Annotated in this window: 15 protein-coding genes; 11 read left to right on the top strand and 4 right to left on the bottom strand. The window is 48.5% G+C overall.

Annotated features, from left to right (window positions below; genetic code table 11):
* Positions 1-5: 5 nt before the first annotated feature.
* Positions 6-2,609 carry an ATP-binding protein gene (locus C0068_RS09040; protein WP_158249958.1) on the bottom strand — a complete coding sequence of 868 codons (2,604 nt, stop codon included), beginning with the start codon at positions 2,607-2,609 and terminating at the stop codon, positions 6-8.
* A 213-nt stretch (positions 2,610-2,822) separates the two neighbouring features.
* On the opposite strand from C0068_RS09040, the gene cysM reads away from it, so the two are divergent.
* Genes cysM through mazG form a run of 3 tightly spaced genes read left to right on the top strand, consistent with a single transcriptional unit; the run spans position 2,823 to position 6,817 of the window.
* Positions 2,823-3,716 (top strand): cysteine synthase CysM, encoded by an 894-nt coding sequence (gene cysM / locus C0068_RS09035; RefSeq protein WP_103684159.1) that lies wholly within the window; start codon positions 2,823-2,825, stop codon positions 3,714-3,716.
* Positions 3,717-3,772: 56 nt separating this feature from the next.
* Positions 3,773-6,007 (top strand): GTP diphosphokinase, encoded by a 2,235-nt coding sequence (gene relA, locus C0068_RS09030; RefSeq protein WP_103684158.1) that lies wholly within the window; start codon positions 3,773-3,775, stop codon positions 6,005-6,007.
* Positions 6,008-6,817, top strand: a complete 810-nt coding sequence (gene mazG, locus C0068_RS09025) for a nucleoside triphosphate pyrophosphohydrolase (protein WP_103684157.1) — start codon at positions 6,008-6,010, stop codon at positions 6,815-6,817.
* Positions 6,818-6,853: 36 nt separating this feature from the next.
* Here the strand turns inward: mazG and C0068_RS09020 are convergent, their stop codons facing one another.
* A complete protein-coding gene (locus C0068_RS09020; RefSeq protein WP_103684156.1) occupies positions 6,854-7,189 on the bottom strand; it encodes a type 1 pili tip component in 336 nt (111 codons plus the stop codon).
* Between the two features lie 413 nt (positions 7,190-7,602).
* Here C0068_RS09020 and adk point away from each other — a divergent pair, with 413 nt between their 5' ends.
* The 3 genes from adk (at position 7,603) to C0068_RS19525 (ending at position 10,334) form a co-directional block, all read left to right on the top strand.
* Complete coding sequence (gene adk, locus C0068_RS09015; protein ID WP_103684155.1) at positions 7,603-8,250, top strand: adenylate kinase; 648 nt, start codon at positions 7,603-7,605, stop codon at positions 8,248-8,250.
* Positions 8,251-8,353: 103 nt separating this feature from the next.
* Entirely contained in the window at positions 8,354-9,352 is a 999-nt protein-coding gene (gene hemH, locus C0068_RS09010) for a ferrochelatase (RefSeq protein WP_103684154.1), read from the top strand.
* 106 nt (positions 9,353-9,458) lie between these two features.
* Positions 9,459-10,334, top strand: coding sequence for a hypothetical protein (locus C0068_RS19525; RefSeq protein ID WP_158249957.1), 876 nt, complete (start codon positions 9,459-9,461; stop codon positions 10,332-10,334).
* A gap of 57 nt (positions 10,335-10,391) precedes the next feature.
* Here the strand turns inward: C0068_RS19525 and mobA are convergent, their stop codons facing one another.
* Positions 10,392-10,982 (bottom strand): molybdenum cofactor guanylyltransferase MobA, encoded by a 591-nt coding sequence (gene mobA / locus C0068_RS09000; RefSeq protein WP_103684153.1) that lies wholly within the window; start codon positions 10,980-10,982, stop codon positions 10,392-10,394.
* A gap of 113 nt (positions 10,983-11,095) precedes the next feature.
* On the opposite strand from mobA, the gene tsaB reads away from it, so the two are divergent.
* Genes tsaB through C0068_RS08980 form a run of 4 tightly spaced genes read left to right on the top strand, consistent with a single transcriptional unit; the run spans position 11,096 to position 14,813 of the window.
* Complete coding sequence (gene tsaB / locus C0068_RS08995) at positions 11,096-11,779, top strand: tRNA (adenosine(37)-N6)-threonylcarbamoyltransferase complex dimerization subunit type 1 TsaB (protein ID WP_158249956.1); 684 nt, start codon at positions 11,096-11,098, stop codon at positions 11,777-11,779.
* Positions 11,780-11,803: 24 nt separating this feature from the next.
* Entirely contained in the window at positions 11,804-12,604 is an 801-nt protein-coding gene (locus tag C0068_RS08990; RefSeq protein WP_103684151.1) for an undecaprenyl-diphosphate phosphatase, read from the top strand.
* Positions 12,605-12,616: 12 nt separating this feature from the next.
* Positions 12,617-13,519 carry an NAD(P)-dependent oxidoreductase gene (locus C0068_RS08985; protein ID WP_103684150.1) on the top strand — a complete coding sequence of 301 codons (903 nt, stop codon included), beginning with the start codon at positions 12,617-12,619 and terminating at the stop codon, positions 13,517-13,519.
* On the top strand, positions 13,512-14,813 hold the full coding sequence (locus tag C0068_RS08980; RefSeq protein ID WP_103684149.1) for a M18 family aminopeptidase: 1,302 nt from the start codon (positions 13,512-13,514) through the stop codon (positions 14,811-14,813). The genes C0068_RS08985 and C0068_RS08980 overlap by 8 nt, the downstream gene beginning before the upstream one ends.
* 42 nt (positions 14,814-14,855) lie before the next feature.
* Here the strand turns inward: C0068_RS08980 and C0068_RS08975 are convergent, their stop codons facing one another.
* On the bottom strand, positions 14,856-15,650 hold the full coding sequence (locus tag C0068_RS08975) for an enoyl-CoA hydratase/isomerase family protein (RefSeq protein WP_103684148.1): 795 nt from the start codon (positions 15,648-15,650) through the stop codon (positions 14,856-14,858).
* 103 nt (positions 15,651-15,753) lie between these two features.
* Here C0068_RS08975 and C0068_RS08970 point away from each other — a divergent pair, with 103 nt between their 5' ends.
* Positions 15,754-16,851, top strand: a complete 1,098-nt coding sequence (locus C0068_RS08970; RefSeq protein ID WP_103684147.1) for a tRNA-queuosine alpha-mannosyltransferase domain-containing protein — start codon at positions 15,754-15,756, stop codon at positions 16,849-16,851.
* The last annotated feature ends 81 nt before the right edge of the window (positions 16,852-16,932 follow it).

The raw sequence follows: 16,932 nt of genomic DNA, 5'->3' as shown, positions 1-16,932 counted from the left end.
GCCATTTAGACATCAAAGACTATATTTAGATCGTGCTCCTGTTGCCAGGCTATTAAGTCATCAATTGCACTAATCAAAGCTGAAAAATACTCGGCTCCTAGTTCTGATTTTTCTAATTGCAGTTCAAGTTCTGATACGCGCATTTTTAACATTGGCGTACCGGTATAACAGCAAGCGCCTTTGAGTAGATGATTGATGGCTGCAATTTCTGCTAGATCATTGTTTTGGAATGCCTCTTGAAGGCTTTGCTTCTGAGCGGGCAGGCCATCAAGTAGCATATTTAGCATTTCGGCGGCGAGCTGGGGGCGGTCTTTGGTAAGTTGTAGGCATTGTTTGATATCGACCGGCCGCGGGCATTCGGTGTCGTTTACGATTGTTTCTGGTCTTAGGTGTTGGCTGAGTAAACTGGCAAGTTGCGCTTCAGAAATTGGTTTGCTGAAGTAGTCATTAATACCCGCTTCCCGCAATTGAGCTGGGTTTTCTGGGGATAAATAGGCAGACAGCGCGATGATCGGGGTCTTGGTGTTTAAGCCATCATTCCGAATGCGTCGGCTAGTTTCTATGCCGTCCATATGCGGCATTTGTATGTCCATAAAGATTAAATCAAAGTGTTTTTCGCGGCACTGCTGCAGTGCTTCAGCACCGTTTTGAGCAAAATGGGTATGAACGGCCATATCCGCTAAAAAATTTCCCAAAATATGTAGATTAGAGGGATTGTCGTCTACGGCTAAAATATTAGCTTTAGAAAAACTGATTGGTCGCGGCGGTGGACTGCGTTGCAAGCCCTTGGCAAGGGCGTCGAATAATTTAATGTGGGAGAAGGGTTTGCTAAGGTAAATCCGCTCTTCGGTATCGCATTGATGCTCATGGTAGGGCGTAATAATAACGGCGCAGCGATTTAGCTGCTCAAGTAATGAAGGTAAATCGGCGTTATTGTCGCAGCAAATAATACAATAGTCGGCGGGTCTTAAATCACTAAGCTGGGTGTAATGCTGTACTTCTATACCCCATGACAACAGCAGCGATATTATTGCTTGGCTGTGAATCTCACTGCGATCATATAAGGCAAGGGTTTTACCTTTTAGCTGGCTAAAGTCTCTAAGTTTTATCGCATTGCTGCTGATGGGAAGTTCTAGGCTAAACCAGAATGTCGCGCCGCGCCCCGGTTCGCTGACTATGCCAATTTCCCCACCCATTTGCTCTACCAGCCCTTTGACAATAACTAGACCAAGGCCAGTCCCTCCGTACTGGCGGGTAATTGAGGCGTCGGCCTGACTAAAATCTTTAAAAACGCTCTGTTGCTGATCTTTCGATAAACCAATACCTGTATCGCTTATCTCGACGTTGATATTCGCAATATTTCGTTCTATTTCGGTGCTGGAAATAGTGATTTTAATGTGGCCAGCTGGCGTAAACTTGATGGCGTTGTTCAACAGATTGGTCAGAATTTGCCTTAGCCGAAGACCGTCGCTTAGCACCGCTTCAGGTGTGCCAGCTTGAATGATTAAAGCTAGCTCCAGTTCTTTTTCATTGGCGCTAGGGGCGAGGAGTTGCATGGTGTCTTCGACGACTTCGCGAAGGTTGACGGGCGCGGTGTCTAGCACCAATTTGCCCGCTTCTAATTTAGAAAAATCGAGTATGTCGTTGATGATGGCCAACAGACTATTGGCAGAGTTATGAATGGTTTCTATGGCCTCGCGTTGGCGTTGCTCTAGCTCAGATTTTAATAATATTTTACTGAACCCGATAATACCGCTAAGTGGCGTCCGGATTTCGTGGCTGGTATTGGCTAAGAATTCGGATTTTATACGGCTGGCATTGAGTGCTTCTCGGCGAGCCAGATCGAGTTCAATATTTTGTACTTCAACGGTTTCCAATGTTTCACGCAGATCAATATTGGTTTGTTCAATACTGCGTTGCAGTTCTTGTAACTCTAACTTATGAGCATCATTTAGTTGATTGAGCTCTTCTGCTATCTCATTGAATTCGTCATTTTCAGGAATATGGGCGTGAAAATTACGGGTGCCCGCCACCATTTTGCGTATGGTTTGGCGCAGAGTGGCTAGATCTGTGGCCAGTGATTGGTTGATATAACTCGTGAGGCTCACGCACATGATAAAGGCGATAACCAAAAACACCGTTCCAACAAAGAGCGTTTGGTATTGATGGATTTTAAGGTGACGCCAATCGAACTGCATTGCAACCCAGCCAATAATCGGTGACGCCGCTTGAGGATTAAACGAGTGCGAAACGATGGGCTGCAGTATTAGTAGTCCGTCTTTTAATATTTGGTGGTGAGCATTTTGCTCGCCGGGTCTTATTGGAATTGGGGATAAATTAGATTTTGGGCCGGCCTGCGTAATGAGCTGCATATCGGCTGCATAAATGGCAATAGATTTAACCGCAGTCTCTTCTAGGGCGGTAGTTGTAATACGGTCAAGAACGTCAGCGTGACCGTCGCTGATGATATGCTCTGCCAAGATGGCGAGTTGTTCGCTGGAGGTTTTCGCGCGTTCAGTCATCAGGTTGCGCAGTTCCTTTATCTGACTAATCATCAGATATGCACTGAGAGCCAGTGACAGGGCGAGAATGGGTATGAGACCCATCATCAAAATCAATTTTCTTATTCCCAGTCGCGCGCGCATTGCTTGGTGGAGCCTTGTAGTGTTGCGATGGTATTATCATGACCGAAAATCACCGTCGCTGCCATGCCATTGCCATAGGGTAAATAGCGCTAAGGGTGGGGCTGAAAGTCCATTTTGCAGCCAATGCAGTGTTAAAATGTCTAGGCGATAGCTAAATAAAAGGTTCAGGCTGTATTTATGAATGACTTTCCAACGATTGATCAATTTATTGGTAACACCCCATTAGTGCGCTTGCAGCGATTAGGGGGGGATACCAGCAATACTATTTTGCTCAAGTTGGAGGGGAATAACCCGGCTGGCTCAGTCAAAGATCGCCCCGCTATGAGCATGATTCAGCGGGCTGAACAGCGTGGTGATATTGTGCCTGGCGACACGCTGATTGAGGCCACGAGCGGTAATACCGGGATTGCACTGGCTATGGCGGCGGCAATCAAGGGCTATAAGATGATATTAATTATGCCCAGCCATATGAGCGCTGAGCGTAAATTGGCAATGTCTGCGTATGGTGCTGAGCTTGTCGAAGTCTCCCAAGAGTCAGGGATGGAGGGGGCAAGAGACCTCGCGCTAAAAATGCAGGCAGAGGGCCAGGGCAAGGTGTTAGATCAATTCTCTAATGCGGATAACCCCCAAGCACATTACGAGGGAACGGGGCCGGAAATTTGGCGTCAAAGCCACGGTCGCATCACTCATTTTGTAAGCTCAATGGGTACGACAGGCACCATTATGGGAGTGTCTAAGTATTTGAAAGAGCAAAACGCCGCAATCGAAATTATTGGCCTGCAACCGGATGGTTGTTCGAGCATACCTGGAATTCGGCGTTGGCCGGAGGCCTACTTGCCGAGTATTTATGACTCGGTTCATGTTGATCGTGTTATTGATATGGATCAGCGCAGTGCCGAGACCACAATGCGGGCATTGGCCGCTCAAGAAGGTGTTTTTTGTGGTGTGTCTTCCGGTGGTGCGGTAGCTGGAGCGCTGAGAATTAGCGAAGAAGTTGAGAACGCAGTGATTGTTGCCATTATTTGCGATCGCGGTGACCGCTACTTATCAACGGGCGTTTTTGACGCTTAAAGCGGGTGCCGTTGATATGACATTTATAAGATGTATTTGCTAGCGAGAACGTAGCGATGGTTAAGGTAAGGGAAGACTTTCCGAGGTTAGAAAACGGAAATGTTGATATTGCTGCTTGGATTGAGCGGCTACCAATAGATAAGCAGGTTATTCACACCGCCGAATTGCAGCGGGCGTTTGAAGTTGCCGAAAAGAGTGCGGCGGTTGCAAGTGATAGTTATACCAACGATGAAAATTTCGACAGTTTTTATACCGCATTAGAAATGGTTGAAATACTGGCGGACCTCCAGCTCGATCAAGATAGTCTTATTGCTGCCACGCTTTTCCGTGCAGTCCGTGAAAACCGATTTTCCATTGCAGACCTAGAGAAACAATTTGGCAAACCGGTAGCGAAGTTGGTCGATGGCGTTTTGCGAATGGCTGCCATCTCTAAAGTGAATGCCGAACTGGATGCCCCTGTACTAGGGCAGTCCGAAGCGCAAAGTGAAACCATTAGAAAAATGTTGGTGGCCCTAGTGGATGATGTCCGCGTGGCGCTGATCAAGCTCGCAGAGCGAACCTCAGCAATACGGGCAGTTAAAAACAGGCCGGATAAGCGTTATCGCGTTGCTCGCGAAGTAGCCGACATCTATGCGCCGCTCGCCCATAGGCTGGGTATCGGTCATATTAAATGGGAGCTTGAAGATCTCTCGTTTCGTTACCTGCAACCCTTGGCGTATAAAAAGATCGCTAAGCTTTTAGATGAAAAGCGCTTAGACCGTCAGCACTATATTGAAGACGCCATCTCGATTCTTGATAAGGCGCTAAAAGCAGACGATATTCAGGCGGATATCGCTGGACGCGCCAAACATATCTACAGTATTTGGCGGAAAATGCAGCGCAAGGGCATAGGGTTTTCTCAGGTTTATGATATTCGCGCGCTGCGAGTATTGGTGCCAGACACCAAATCTTGCTACGCCGCTTTAGGTTTGGTTCACGGCTTATGGCGGAATATCCCCAATGAGTTCGACGACTATATCGCCAACCCCAAAGACAACGGTTATCGCTCTTTACACACTGCGGTGATTGGTCCAGATGGAAAAGTATTAGAAATACAGATTCGTACGAAAACAATGCACGAAGAAGCTGAATTCGGGGTTTGTTCGCACTGGATGTATAAGGGCACCGACCGCAGCGCAAAAAGCACGAATAGTTACGACGAAAAAATTGCGTGGTTGCGTCAGGTCTTGGACTGGCATGAAGAGAGTGGCAGCAGCAGTGATGTAGCAGAGCAATTCACCAGTGCCCAGGATCGTGTGTACGTGTTTACGCCGGATGGTCATGTAGTGAACTTGCAAAATGGCGCAACGCCCCTAGATTTTGCCTACCATATCCACACCGAGGTCGGGAATCGCTGCCGTGGTGCCAAGGTTAACGGTCGGATTGTGCCGCTTACCTATACCCTAAAAACTGGCGAGCGGGTAGAAATTCTGACCGGCAAAGAAAGTGAGCCGCGTCGCGATTGGCTGCAAAGCAATCTCGGTTATTTGAAAACTTCGCGGGCGCGAACCAAGGTCCAGCATTGGTTTCGTTTGCAGGCAAAAGAAGACAATATTATTGCCGGTCGCGCCTTATTAGATAAGGAGTTTAAACGTCTTGCTTTAAATAGCATTGACTATAAATACCTTGCTGACCAGATGAACTGCGCCAGTGTAGATGATATGTACGCGTCGGTAGGTGCGGGCGAAATTAGTATGTCGCAGCTTATTCGCGCGGCACATAATATTGCCGGTAGAGACGATGATAACGCTCAGTCAATATTGCGTTTGCGGCCGGCAAGCAGCAAGAGCAATGATGGCAGTCAGATTCGTATTAGCGGTGTCGGTAATCTGATGACGTATTTTGCGCGCTGCTGCAAACCACTGCCAGGGGAGGCCATAGCGGGCTATATCACTGTGGGGCGCGGGGTGAGTGTGCACCGTCAAGATTGCAGTAAATTACTACAACTTCAGAGCGTTGAGCCGCAGCGAATAATTACAGTTGACTGGGCCGATGCGCAAATAGACACCTATCCTGTCGATATCGAGCTCGAGGCCTACGACCGCCAAGGTCTGCTTCGTGATATTACCCAGCAGCTCGCTACTGAGAAAGTAAACGTGATATCGCTCAACACGATTACCGATACTGCAAACCATATGGCGACAATGAAAATCAGGCTGGAAATTCGCGATTTAGCGACGCTGTCTGATGTGCTAAGCCGGCTCAATGGCTTGCCGAATGTAGTCGCTGTGAAGCGAATTCGGGAGGCGTAGATGAGTTATACCATTGAGGATTTGCAGTATTTAATGACGCGCTTGCGAGATCCAGAAACGGGCTGCCCCTGGGATCTAAAGCAAACCTCACTCAGCGTTATTCCCCACACTCTTGAAGAAGTCTACGAATTAGTGGATGCCATTGAACAGGGTGATAGCTCGCAAATCCAGCAAGAACTCGGCGATGTGTTATTCCAAATCATTTTTTATAGTCAGTTGGCGTCTGAGCAGGCGCAGTTCGATTTTTCAAATGTGGTGAATGATATTGTTGAGAAACTGTTGCGGCGCCATCCCCATGTATTTCCTGCGGGAACCCTAGAGTCACGCAGAGAGTCAGAGGCGCCAGACGATGCCGCTATTAAGGCTCGTTGGGAAGAGATTAAACAGGGCGAGCGTCTGCAAAAGTCCCAGCCAAGCGTTTTAGATGATGTGCCGCAGGCTCTGCCGGCGCTGACTCGGGCAAGTAAATTGCAAAAGCGCGCTGCACAAATTGGGTTTGATTGGCGTGAGCTGTCGCAGGTTGTTACCGCATTGCGTGAGGAGCTGGAAGAGTTAGAAGAAGCCATCGCTATTGGTGAACCAGCGGCGATAGCAGATGAGATGGGGGATATTCTATTTTCTGCCGTTAATCTTAGCCGGCATCTTGGTTTAGATGCGGAAACGGTAACGCGTCATGCCTGCCGAAAGTTCGAGGGCCGCTTCCGTTTTGTTGAAAACCGCTGCAAGGAATTGGGAATTTCAGGGGAAAGTGGGGCTGTAGACCCACAGCTAGATCTATTTTGGAATGAAGCAAAGGCGGCTGGGCTTTAGTTTTTGTACTAGAACCTAGCGCGCCGCTAATTGGATTTAATGCTTATCTAAACGCTTGTAGCGGTTTAGGTGCTTCTCTGTCAACGACAGATAGCGTGGGGTTGGGCCCACATCTTCGTAGAGCGGATCGCCCTGCTCATCAAAGGCCACGACCTTTGAGCCTTGACGGTATGGCATAACGCTTTCCATCTCGTCTAGCGCTGCCGTCATCAGGTCAGTGATAAGCTCTTCTACGTTGCGGCGCGGATAAAGCTCAGCAAGGGCATGAAGTCTGGCGGCGTCTTTAATAGAGAGGCGAACCTCGTAACTGTCTTCGGTCAGTGTGCCGCTAGCGGTTTGTTCCCAGAGTGATAACAATTCTCGAACTTTCATAATTAAGGTTCCTGTCATCTTGAGGCGAAAAGAAAAAGCTGCCTACGACTAAATAATACCTATCCTGTAGCTGCATTTACTAGCGTTATCGATGTAAATAGTATTTACAAATGCTGGGGAACTCTTTGGATTTTATGTGGAAATACTAGTGGCCAACGCCGTCGCTTTGGGCGGCTTGCGTTTGCCATGCAAATTTCCTTTTTACTGGCGTATAAGCAGATATTGGCACGTTGATTGCGACTATCACCGCAATAAATAGTGTTGATTTCGTTGATTTGACGGCGAGATCTGTTGCTTAGTAGGGCGCTAAGTCTTGTGTGGCGGGCGATTGCTGTGTATCGTTGTGCGCTTTTGCTGCGGCGGCCCCTACGCTGCAGGCTATTAATTCGTAACCTTTTGGGGAGTTTCCCGCTATGCGCGTTATATTATTAGGGCCACCTGGGGCAGGTAAGGGCACTCAGGCTCAGTTTATCTCTGAAAAATTCGCTATTCCGCAAATCTCTACTGGGGATATGCTACGGGCGGCTGTTAAGGCAGGTTCGCCATTAGGGCTGCAGGTAAAAGAAGTGATGGCTTCTGGCGGTCTGGTTTCAGACGAAACGATAATTGGTCTCGTTAAAGAACGGATTACACAAGAAGATTGTAAGAACGGCTTCTTGTTTGATGGCTTTCCTCGCACCATTCCACAGGCCGAAGCGCTGATCAATGCCGGCGTTGTGATTGACAATGTGGTTGAAATCGCTGTTGCAGACGAAGAAATCGTCACTCGTATGAGTGGTCGTCGTAGTCATGAAGGCTCAGGTCGCACCTATCACATTGTTTATAACCCGCCTAAGCAAGAAGGGATTGACGACGTTACTGGTGAGAAGCTAATACAGCGCGAAGATGATCAGGAAGATACTGTCCGCAACCGTCTTAAGGTTTACCACGAGCAAACTAAACCTCTGGTTTCTTTTTACGGGAGCTTAGAGGGCGAAAACGCACCGAAATATTCCCGTATTGAGGGGGTAGGTAGTGTCGCCGAGATTACTCGCCGGGTTTTAGACGCGCTTGATTCATAAAATTAAGCAAATGTTAAAAAGGCACCTACGGGTGCCTTTTTTGTTTTATTTAATCGAATATTGCGCATAATTCGTAATGAGACAAAACGGTAGCAGATTTGAGATGAAAGCAGCAGGTATTGTATTTATTAATTTGGGTACCCCCGATTCGCCAAGCACCGCTTCGGTAAGAAAGTTTTTGCGCGAATTTTTGTCAGACCGTAGAGTGGTAGAAGTACCGAGGGCAATTTGGGTCTTGATACTTTATTTAATTATTTTACCCTTTCGGTCACCTAGGGTGGCGCGTAACTACAAGCAGGTGTGGATGAATAATATTTCGCCACTGCGGTTTTTCTCTCAACGCTTGGTCGATGGCGTCGCGGCAAAGTTTGCTGAACACTACCCAGATGCAAAAATTCATACCCGTCTGGCGATGAGCTATGGCGACCCAAATATTTCCGCCGCGATTGATGAGTTACTTGCAGCCGGATGCGAACGTTTGTTTTTCCTGCCTTTATACCCACAGTATTCTGCTACGACCACCGCTGCGGTGCACGATCAAATCTGTAAAGTGTTTGCCGCGCGTAGGGATATTCCCCAGTGGGCATGGTTGAAAAGTTATTATGATCATCCCGACTATATCGCCGCATTGGCGAGTAGTGTTCAACAGCACTGGTCGGAGAATGGTCGTGGCGAATTATTACTTATGTCCTTCCACGGAATTCCAAAACGCAATGTTGAATTAGGTGATCCGTATCAGAGTCACTGCGAGAAAACCGCAGAGGCTTTGGCGGGAGAACTCGGTTTAAATAAATCGGAATGGGTATTGTCCTACCAGTCGCGTTTGGGTAAGGCTGAATGGTTGCAACCCTATACAAATAAAACGGTTATTGGTCTTGCCGAAACGGGTACTAAAACCTTGGATGTAATCTGTCCAGCTTTCGCTGTTGAATGTTTAGAAACGCTTGAAGAAATTGATGGTGAAGCCCACGAATTTTTCATAGAAAAGGGTGGCGAAGCCTTCCGTTATATTCCCTGTTTAAATGACGAAGAAAGTCATCAAAATCTAATGTTTTCTCTTTGCAGGCCATTTTTGGAAGAAAAAAACGTAAATTTTCGATAAATATTAAGAAAAAGGCATTAATTAAAAGACTTTTTTTTGCGTTGGTTATTTTATGTGCTATTTTTACCGTCGTAAATACCAGCATCGTCATCGTCAAGGAGAATAAATGATGCCAGCCAGAAAAACGAGTGTAAAAAAAGTGCCCGCTAAGCGTAAGCCGCGTGCGAAAAATGTAATCCTAACAAACCCGATTGTGACTAAAGCAGAAGAAGGTTTGAAAAAGGTTGAGGCGATGGTGGCGAATGAGCGTAAAGCGCTTGCAGCTGCAAAAGCGAAAGTTGATGAAGCTCGTGCGAAAGCTAAAAAGACCGCCCGTGCTGCTGACAAAAATGCAGTTAAGCGTGCAGCCGCTGCGGCTGAAAAATTAAACGCTAAACTGAAAGCAAGCCGCGCTAAAGTTGCTGATACTAAAGCAGCGGTTGCCAATGCTAAAGCTTTGGCGCGTATTAAGGCGTCTGAAGCGGCAGTTAAGCAAAAAATTGAAGAGCGTTCTACTGCTCTGGCCAGCAAAGCAGATGCTGATCTAGCAAAAGCAGTAAAACTGTTCGAACAGCGCTTTAAGAAAAAGCGTTTGGCTGCGAATAAGCTCAAATTAGCATCTATTGAGAAAAAACTGCTGGCTAAACACAAGCAGGCTGTAAAACAGTTGGGCGCAAAAATTAGCGACCCAAAAGTAGCAGCAGTAGCTAAAGTTAGCGCAAAAGCACCGGCGAAGAAGGCCGCAGCTAAGAAAGCGGTAGCCAAAAAGGCGCCAGCTAAAAAGGCAGCAGCTAAAAAGGCTCCGGCTAAAAAGGTAGCCGCCAAAAAAGCACCAGCCAAAAAGGCTGTTGCTAAGAAAGCGGTAGCAAAGAAAGCGCCAGCAAAAAAAGTAGCGGCTAAGAAGGCTCCGGCCAAAAAAGCAGCTCCAAAAGCTAAGGCAGCTCCTGCGGCAGCGGCACCAGTAGCAGCGCCGGCAGCTGAGGCGGTAAAGTCAGAATCATAATTGAATAATTATGGTTTGAGCAGAAGAGGAGGCGAAAGCCTCCTTTTTTTATGCTTGTTAATTAAGATCGACAAGATCTTCGCGTCGATTCACGTTTCTAAAAGCGCGTTGTTGCTCACTTAGGTTTGCTTCTACAAATTGGTGTTGCTTGTACCAGCGATGCACCTGTCGGTTTCCCGCGGCTAAATAGTCCTTTAATGACGGTTTAAGGCTAGTGCGTATCAAGGCAAATAAATATTGCTTCTGTATTCCGTCGTCTACGTAACATATATCTGCCTGGCTGATTTTTAATGCGGCAGCCAAATGCTGGTAGAGGTCTTTTGGTAGCAGTGGGCTGTCACAGGGTAGAACGAATATAAACGGGGTAGAGGCAACTTGCATTGCGGCGTAGATGCCGGCAAGGGGGCCTTCGTACCTTGCGTCATTATCTTGAACTGTTTCACCGTACTGCTGGTACTGATCAATATTGCGGTTGCAGCTAATCAGTGTGCGGCTGATGTCGCTAGGTACAGCGTCTAATGCGTACTCGATAAAGGGGCGCTCTTGCCAGTGTATTAAGCCTTTGTCCTGTCCTCCCAAGCGGCGTCCTTCGCCGCCGGCAAGGATCAGCGCGGTAACGTCTTGTGGGTTAATATTATTGCTCGCCATTATGCTTCCTAAATTGCGGCTTTGCTGAAAGTCTACAGCGCTCAAGCTTGTGCGGTATGCTATTATTCTGCGGCATTAGATGTTCTAACAGAAACTGCTCCACGGCTGAATTAATGACAAGTTTACTCGCGATTGAGGCTTCAACAGAAGCCTGTTCCGTTGCTTTGCTCCACAATGGCCGGCAAAGAGAAGATTTCCGCCTTTTGCCCCGTGCCCATACCCGCTATTTGCTGCCAATGGTTGATCAGATCTTGTCTGAGGAAGGTATTCGCCTTAGCGATGTAGATGCCATTGGTTTTTCAGCTGGCCCGGGTTCTTTTACTGGGCTGCGGGTGTGTGCGGGCATCGTGCAAGGACTGGCGTTTTCTGTAGATAGGCCAGTGGTGGCGGTGTCTACATTACAGGCCATTGCTCAGGGAGAGGCAGATCAATTGCAGGTGAATGAGGGTGATGTGTTGCTGCCGGCTTTAGATGCTCGCATGGATGAGGTCTACTGGGGCGAGTATTGTTATCAGAGCGGTTTTGCTGAGCCCTTAGCTGCAGATAGTTTGCGAGCACCCGAGTCGATTGAGGTGCTTGCAAATAGTAGTGAAATATTTGGATTTGGCAGCGGCTGGTTATATGCGTCGCGATTTCGTCAGGCCTCCCCGTTAAAAAGTGTAAATACGGATGTTTATCCGCGAGCGCAGGCAGTACTAAAACTCGCAGTGCGTGCTTATGAGCGAGGTTATTACGCGAGTGCAGAGCTAGCCCAGCCTGTGTATCTACGTGAAAGTGTCGCTTGGCAAAAATCTTAATTTATTATTTAGGACGGTATAGTCATGGATTCTTTACGTGCGGTCATTCTCGCCGCCATTCAGGGTTTGACGGAATTTCTTCCGGTATCGAGCTCTGGCCATTTGGTGTTGCCGCAAACGCTTTTAGGCTGGGAAGACCAAGGGCTTGCCTTTGATGTAGCTGTGCATGTGGGGTCTCTGCTTGCGGTGCTGTGGTATTTCCGCAGTGAGGTCATGGCGATTTTAAGCGACTGGTTTGGCAGCCTTGCATCGCGGAAACAAACAGAAAATAGTCGCTTAGGTTGGATGGTCATCGTCGCGACGATTCCAGCGGTCTTAGCGGGGCTAATATTTAACGATTTTATTGAAGCGCATTTACGCTCTGGCTATGTCTTGGCGACGACGACGCTCGTATTTGGTGTGTTGTTGGGTGTGGTTGATCGCTACGCAAAGCATGGCAAGCAATTGGCAGATATCGGATTACGCATTGCAATTATTGTTGGTATTGCACAGGCAATTGCGCTTATCCCCGGTACCTCCCGTTCTGGTATTACTATTACCGCCGCATTGATGTTGGGGTTAAATCGCAGTGATTCAGCGCGATTTTCATTTTTACTTTCTATGCCCATTATTGCGGCTGCGGGTTCTTATAAATTATTAGAATTGATTGAAAGTAGTGATCCGGTAGCATGGAATTACTTGGCAATTGGTGCGGGAGTGTCGGCGATAACCGCTTACGCTTGTATTCATTTATTTATGAGTTGGGTCGAGCGTATGGGGATGATGCCCTTTGCGATCTACCGTGTTTTGCTGGCGGGTTTATTATTCGCTGTACTCGCATCCTAAACGGAGAGCCACATGAAAGTCGCGTTTATTGGGCTAGGCACGATGGGATATCCGATGGCGGGGCATTTGTGCCGTGCCGGATTTTCAGTTTCGGTATTTAATCGCAGCGCCGTGAAAGCTGAGAAATGGTCAACGGAATACGGTGTCGCCGCCAAGTCCACCATTGCGGCAGCAGTTGCTGACGCAGCAGTGGTTATGGTGTGCCTAGGCGCAGACGAAGATGTGCGCGCAGTATTGTGTGGAGATGACGGCGTGTTTGCACATATGCCCGCGAATGGCGTTGTTGTAGACCATTCGACTACATCCGCAGAGTTGGCCCGAGATATGGCTAGAATCGCACATGACTGCGGCCAACAATTTATTGATGCCCCTGTTTCCGGTGGTCAAGCTGGCGCAGAAGGTGGCCGTCTAACGGTAATGGCTGGCGGTGACGCAGATGCCTTTGCTGTGGTGACACCGCTATTTTCGGCATACGCTGCGCGATATCAACTCCTGGGGCCGGTAGGCTCGGGGCAATTAGCCAAGATGGTGAACCAGATTTGTATTGCTGGCTTGCTGCAGGGCTTAGCCGAAGGCATTCATTTTGGCGAGCAGGCTGGGCTAGATATGCCAGCGGTTATTGACGTTATTAGTGGTGGCGCGGCGCAATCTTGGCAAATGGATAATCGCGCTAAGACAATGCTGGCAAAGGAATTTGATTTTGGCTTTGCAGTAGACTGGATGCGTAAGGATCTAGGCTATGTCTTAGATGAGGCGCGTAAGCGCAAACTGAGCTTGCCGGTCACGGCTTTGGTTGACCAGTTTTATACTCAAGTCCAAAACCTTGGCGGCGGGCGTAGCGATACCTCTAGTTTATTATTAGCACTACAACATTCGATGCCGAGTGAGCATCGAGGGAAACGCGGTAATGAGTGATTTACAGGAATTTAATAAGCGTCTGCGTGAGTTTTTAGACGCGAGTCCAACCCCATTCCATGCGGTTGAGGAAATGCGTTTACGCCTTCAGGAGGCAGGTTTTAGCGCCTTGGACGAGCGCGGTGAATGGCAGCTTGAGCAGGGCAAGGGCTACTATCTTATTCGCAATGGCTCATCGATCGTTGCTTTTCGCTGCGGCAAAGATCCGGTTCATGAACGGGGTTGGAGAATGGTGGGCGCGCACACCGATAGCCCTAATTTGAAGGTTAAGCCGACACCCGAATTGCACCGGCATGGCTATTTTCAGCTTGGTGTAGAGGTATATGGCGGTGCATTGCTAAATCCGTGGTTTGATCGTGACCTAGGTTTGGCAGGAAGGGTAAATTACGAAAACGCACAGGGTCAGTTGCGTAGTGCCTTAATTAATTTGAATCGCCCCGTGGGTGTTATTCCCAGCTTAGCGATTCATCTTGACCGCGACGCCAACAACAACCATTCAGTTAACCCTCAGCGTGATCTTCCGGTCGTTATTTTACAGAGTGAAGAATCTAGCGATTTTCGTGCATTGCTCGCTGATGCTCTGGGCGCACACGGCTACAAGGATGTCTCTGCGGTGCTGGACTTTGAACTGAGCTTTTATGATTGCCAGCCTGCGGCAATGGTGGGTTGGAATGAAGACTTTATCGCCAGTGCACGCCTCGACAACCTGCTGTCGTGTTATATCGGCTTAGAATCCTTGTTAACGGCAGATACCAGCGAACATATGGTCTTGGTGTGTAATGATCACGAAGAAGTGGGCAGTCAGTCTGCCGTTGGTGCGCAGGGGCCCATGCTAGAGTCGGTATTGCGGCGTATTGCGGGGGATGAGATCACGTGGCAGCGGGCGATTGCAAATTCGATGATGATTTCTGCTGACAATGCCCACGGCATCCACCCTAATTTCAGCGATAAGCACGACGGCAATCACGGCCCCTTGTTAAATGCCGGGCCGGTTATTAAAAACAATGTTAATCAGCGTTACGCGACCAATAGCGAGACAAGCTCTCTATTTCGCCGCCTGTGCGTGAGTAGCGATGTTGCGGTGCAAAGTTTCGTGGTGCGCAGTGATATGGCCTGTGGTAGCACGATAGGGCCGTTGACGGCGTCTGCTATTGGGGTGAAGACCCTAGATATTGGCGTGCCGACCTTTGCTATGCATTCAATTAGGGAGCTGGCTGGCAGCAAAGATGCGTACAACTTAAGGAAAGTATTGACCAAGTATTATCAACTAGACTCGGTTGTCGATGCTGTCTAGCCTTGAGAACCAGCGTTGGCTTTCAAGGCTAAATCAGGGGCTTTAGCTTACCGATTTAAAATCGGGCTTACGTTTTTCAGAAAATGCCAGTAGGCCTTCGCGGCCTTCTGGGCTACTAACACACTTTGCTATGCCGCGACTTTCAATTTCTAGCTGGGTTTCTAGTGAGTTAGAGTAACTCCCCAGTAGTAATTGCTTGATTTGACCGTGGGCCATTTTAGGCCCGCTGGCAAGTTTGCTGGCAAGGGTTTCGGCTTCGACCATCAGGTTTTCTGGCGATACCACTTTTGTGAGTAAGCCCCAATCCAGCGCTTCTTGAGCAGACAATACGCGGTTGGTGAACATCAGTTCTTGGCTGCGCCGTAAACCAATAAGACGCGGTAAATACACGCTGGCGCCGCCATCAGGGCTGGCACCAATACCGGTATAGGCCATAGTGAATTTTGCGGTGTCTGCGGCAAGGGCGATGTCACCAGAAACCGCTAAACTAAAACCGGCACCGGCAGCGGTGCCGTTAATAGCAATGATGAGTGGCGCTGTCATGCGGGCAAAGCGGGCATTAGCGGAGTGCAGGCAGGCTGTTACATCTTTAAGTAATAAGCCAACATCGTCGCCGGCTGCTTTAAAACTGGGGACGTCGCCGCCCGCACAAAACATATTGCCAGTGGCGGTTAAAATTACAGCGCGAATGCTGCTGTCTTCGTCGCACACCATGGCTGCGTGCATAAGCTCCTGTGCCATTTCAAGGTTAATGCTGTTGGCCGCGTCGGGACGATTTAAAGTGATTTTGGCAATGCCGTTGGTATTTTCCCACTGCAGGGTTGTGTATTGGCGCATATCGGTTGCTGAATCCAAATAGTTGTTTAGCCGACGAGGGTAATGGAGCGATAAGCATGCGTCAATTTACGAAATAGTCATTGAGTGGAACGGTTTGAATAATATGAGAGTGCTGGTTTTATCCGCCTACCATGCTGACAGCCATCGCCATTGGTTAGATGGCCTAATGCGATATTTGCCGAATATTGAGTGGACGGTATTAAGTTTACCGGCGCGCTATTTCAGTTGGCGTATTCGCGGTAATAGTTTGAGCTGGGCCATGCAGCAGCGGACGGTGTTAGCGGCGGGGTATGATATTGTGCTGGCGACTTCCATGACTGACTTGTCTGCCTTGCGTGGCTTGGTTCCGGAGTTAGGCCGAATTCCGACCGTGGTTTATTTTCACGAAAATCAGTTTAGCTATCCCCAAAACACCCAGCAGCGTAGCGGGGTAGAACCGCAAATTCTCAATATTTATACCGCCTTGGCGGCTGATAAAGTACTTTTTAACAGCGATTATAACCGCCGCACTTTATTGGCGGGTGCCGACAGTCTGTTGGCAAAACTGCCCGACTTTGCACCCCGTAGCGAGGTGGCGACCCAGCTCGCAAATTCCCAAGTATTGCCGGTTGGAATAGAACTTCACGACTATTCCCCTCGTCCCGCGGGGGCGCGATTAAGCGTCTTGTGGAATCACCGCTGGGAGTACGACAAGGGGCCAGACCGCTTATTGGCATTAGTTAAGGAATGTGTCGAGCACTCTCTGCCGCTGGATTTTTATATTGCCGGTCAGCAGTTTCGGCATCATCCCCAAGAATTTACAAAAATTAAGGCGATGATTGAAGGCAGTGAGACATTGGCGCTGTGCCAGTGGGGCTATGTTGCGGAGGCTAGCCGTTACGGGGAGTTGTTATCGCGCTGTGATGTGGTTTTGTCTACCGCCATACATGACTTTCAGGGCTTGGCGGTATTAGAGGCCGTTGCTCAGGGCTGCACGCCACTCGTTCCAGATCGTCTTTGCTACCCAGAATGGTTTGGTGAAGAGTATCGCTATGCTGTGAGTGATGATGTGCAGTTAGAGGCTAGCGCCTGTAGAGCACAACTACAAAATCTATTGATTAAAAAAGAGCAGGGTAACTTAGCGTCAGTAGATGTGAGCACCTTAAGTTGGCAGCACTTGGCGCCGCGCTATCAGCAGATATTTGACGATTTATTAGGATAGCTTCTGGGTGCAGGGATTACTGACACCGCAGTGGCGAGCCAGTATCATAAGCGCCTTTATTCAGAGCAGCGGCTAATTGCA

Source organism: Zhongshania marina, from assembly GCF_002915595.1.
GTDB classification, from domain to species: Bacteria; Pseudomonadota; Gammaproteobacteria; order Pseudomonadales; family Spongiibacteraceae; genus Spongiibacter; species Spongiibacter marinus_B.
Note: the sequence above shows the minus strand (reverse complement) of the source record. Positions and strands in the feature narration are given on the sequence as shown.

Excerpts from the sequence above, each read along its gene's own strand:
- C0068_RS09040 (WP_158249958.1), bottom strand. The coding sequence starts at position 2,609 with ATGATGGGTCTCATACCCATTCTCGCCCTGTCACTGGCTCTCAGTGCA.
- cysM (WP_103684159.1), top strand. The coding sequence starts at position 2,823 with ATGAATGACTTTCCAACGATTGATCAATTTATTGGTAACACCCCATTA.
- relA (WP_103684158.1), top strand. The coding sequence starts at position 3,773 with ATGGTTAAGGTAAGGGAAGACTTTCCGAGGTTAGAAAACGGAAATGTT.
- mazG (WP_103684157.1), top strand. The coding sequence starts at position 6,008 with ATGAGTTATACCATTGAGGATTTGCAGTATTTAATGACGCGCTTGCGA.
- C0068_RS09020 (WP_103684156.1), bottom strand. The coding sequence starts at position 7,189 with ATGAAAGTTCGAGAATTGTTATCACTCTGGGAACAAACCGCTAGCGGC.
- adk (WP_103684155.1), top strand. The coding sequence starts at position 7,603 with ATGCGCGTTATATTATTAGGGCCACCTGGGGCAGGTAAGGGCACTCAG.
- hemH (WP_103684154.1), top strand. The coding sequence starts at position 8,354 with ATGAAAGCAGCAGGTATTGTATTTATTAATTTGGGTACCCCCGATTCG.
- C0068_RS19525 (WP_158249957.1), top strand. The coding sequence starts at position 9,459 with ATGATGCCAGCCAGAAAAACGAGTGTAAAAAAAGTGCCCGCTAAGCGT.
- mobA (WP_103684153.1), bottom strand. The coding sequence starts at position 10,982 with ATGGCGAGCAATAATATTAACCCACAAGACGTTACCGCGCTGATCCTT.
- tsaB (WP_158249956.1), top strand. The coding sequence starts at position 11,096 with ATGACAAGTTTACTCGCGATTGAGGCTTCAACAGAAGCCTGTTCCGTT.
- C0068_RS08990 (WP_103684151.1), top strand. The coding sequence starts at position 11,804 with ATGGATTCTTTACGTGCGGTCATTCTCGCCGCCATTCAGGGTTTGACG.
- C0068_RS08985 (WP_103684150.1), top strand. The coding sequence starts at position 12,617 with ATGAAAGTCGCGTTTATTGGGCTAGGCACGATGGGATATCCGATGGCG.
- C0068_RS08980 (WP_103684149.1), top strand. The coding sequence starts at position 13,512 with ATGAGTGATTTACAGGAATTTAATAAGCGTCTGCGTGAGTTTTTAGAC.
- C0068_RS08975 (WP_103684148.1), bottom strand. The coding sequence starts at position 15,650 with ATGCGCCAATACACAACCCTGCAGTGGGAAAATACCAACGGCATTGCC.
- C0068_RS08970 (WP_103684147.1), top strand. The coding sequence starts at position 15,754 with ATGAGAGTGCTGGTTTTATCCGCCTACCATGCTGACAGCCATCGCCAT.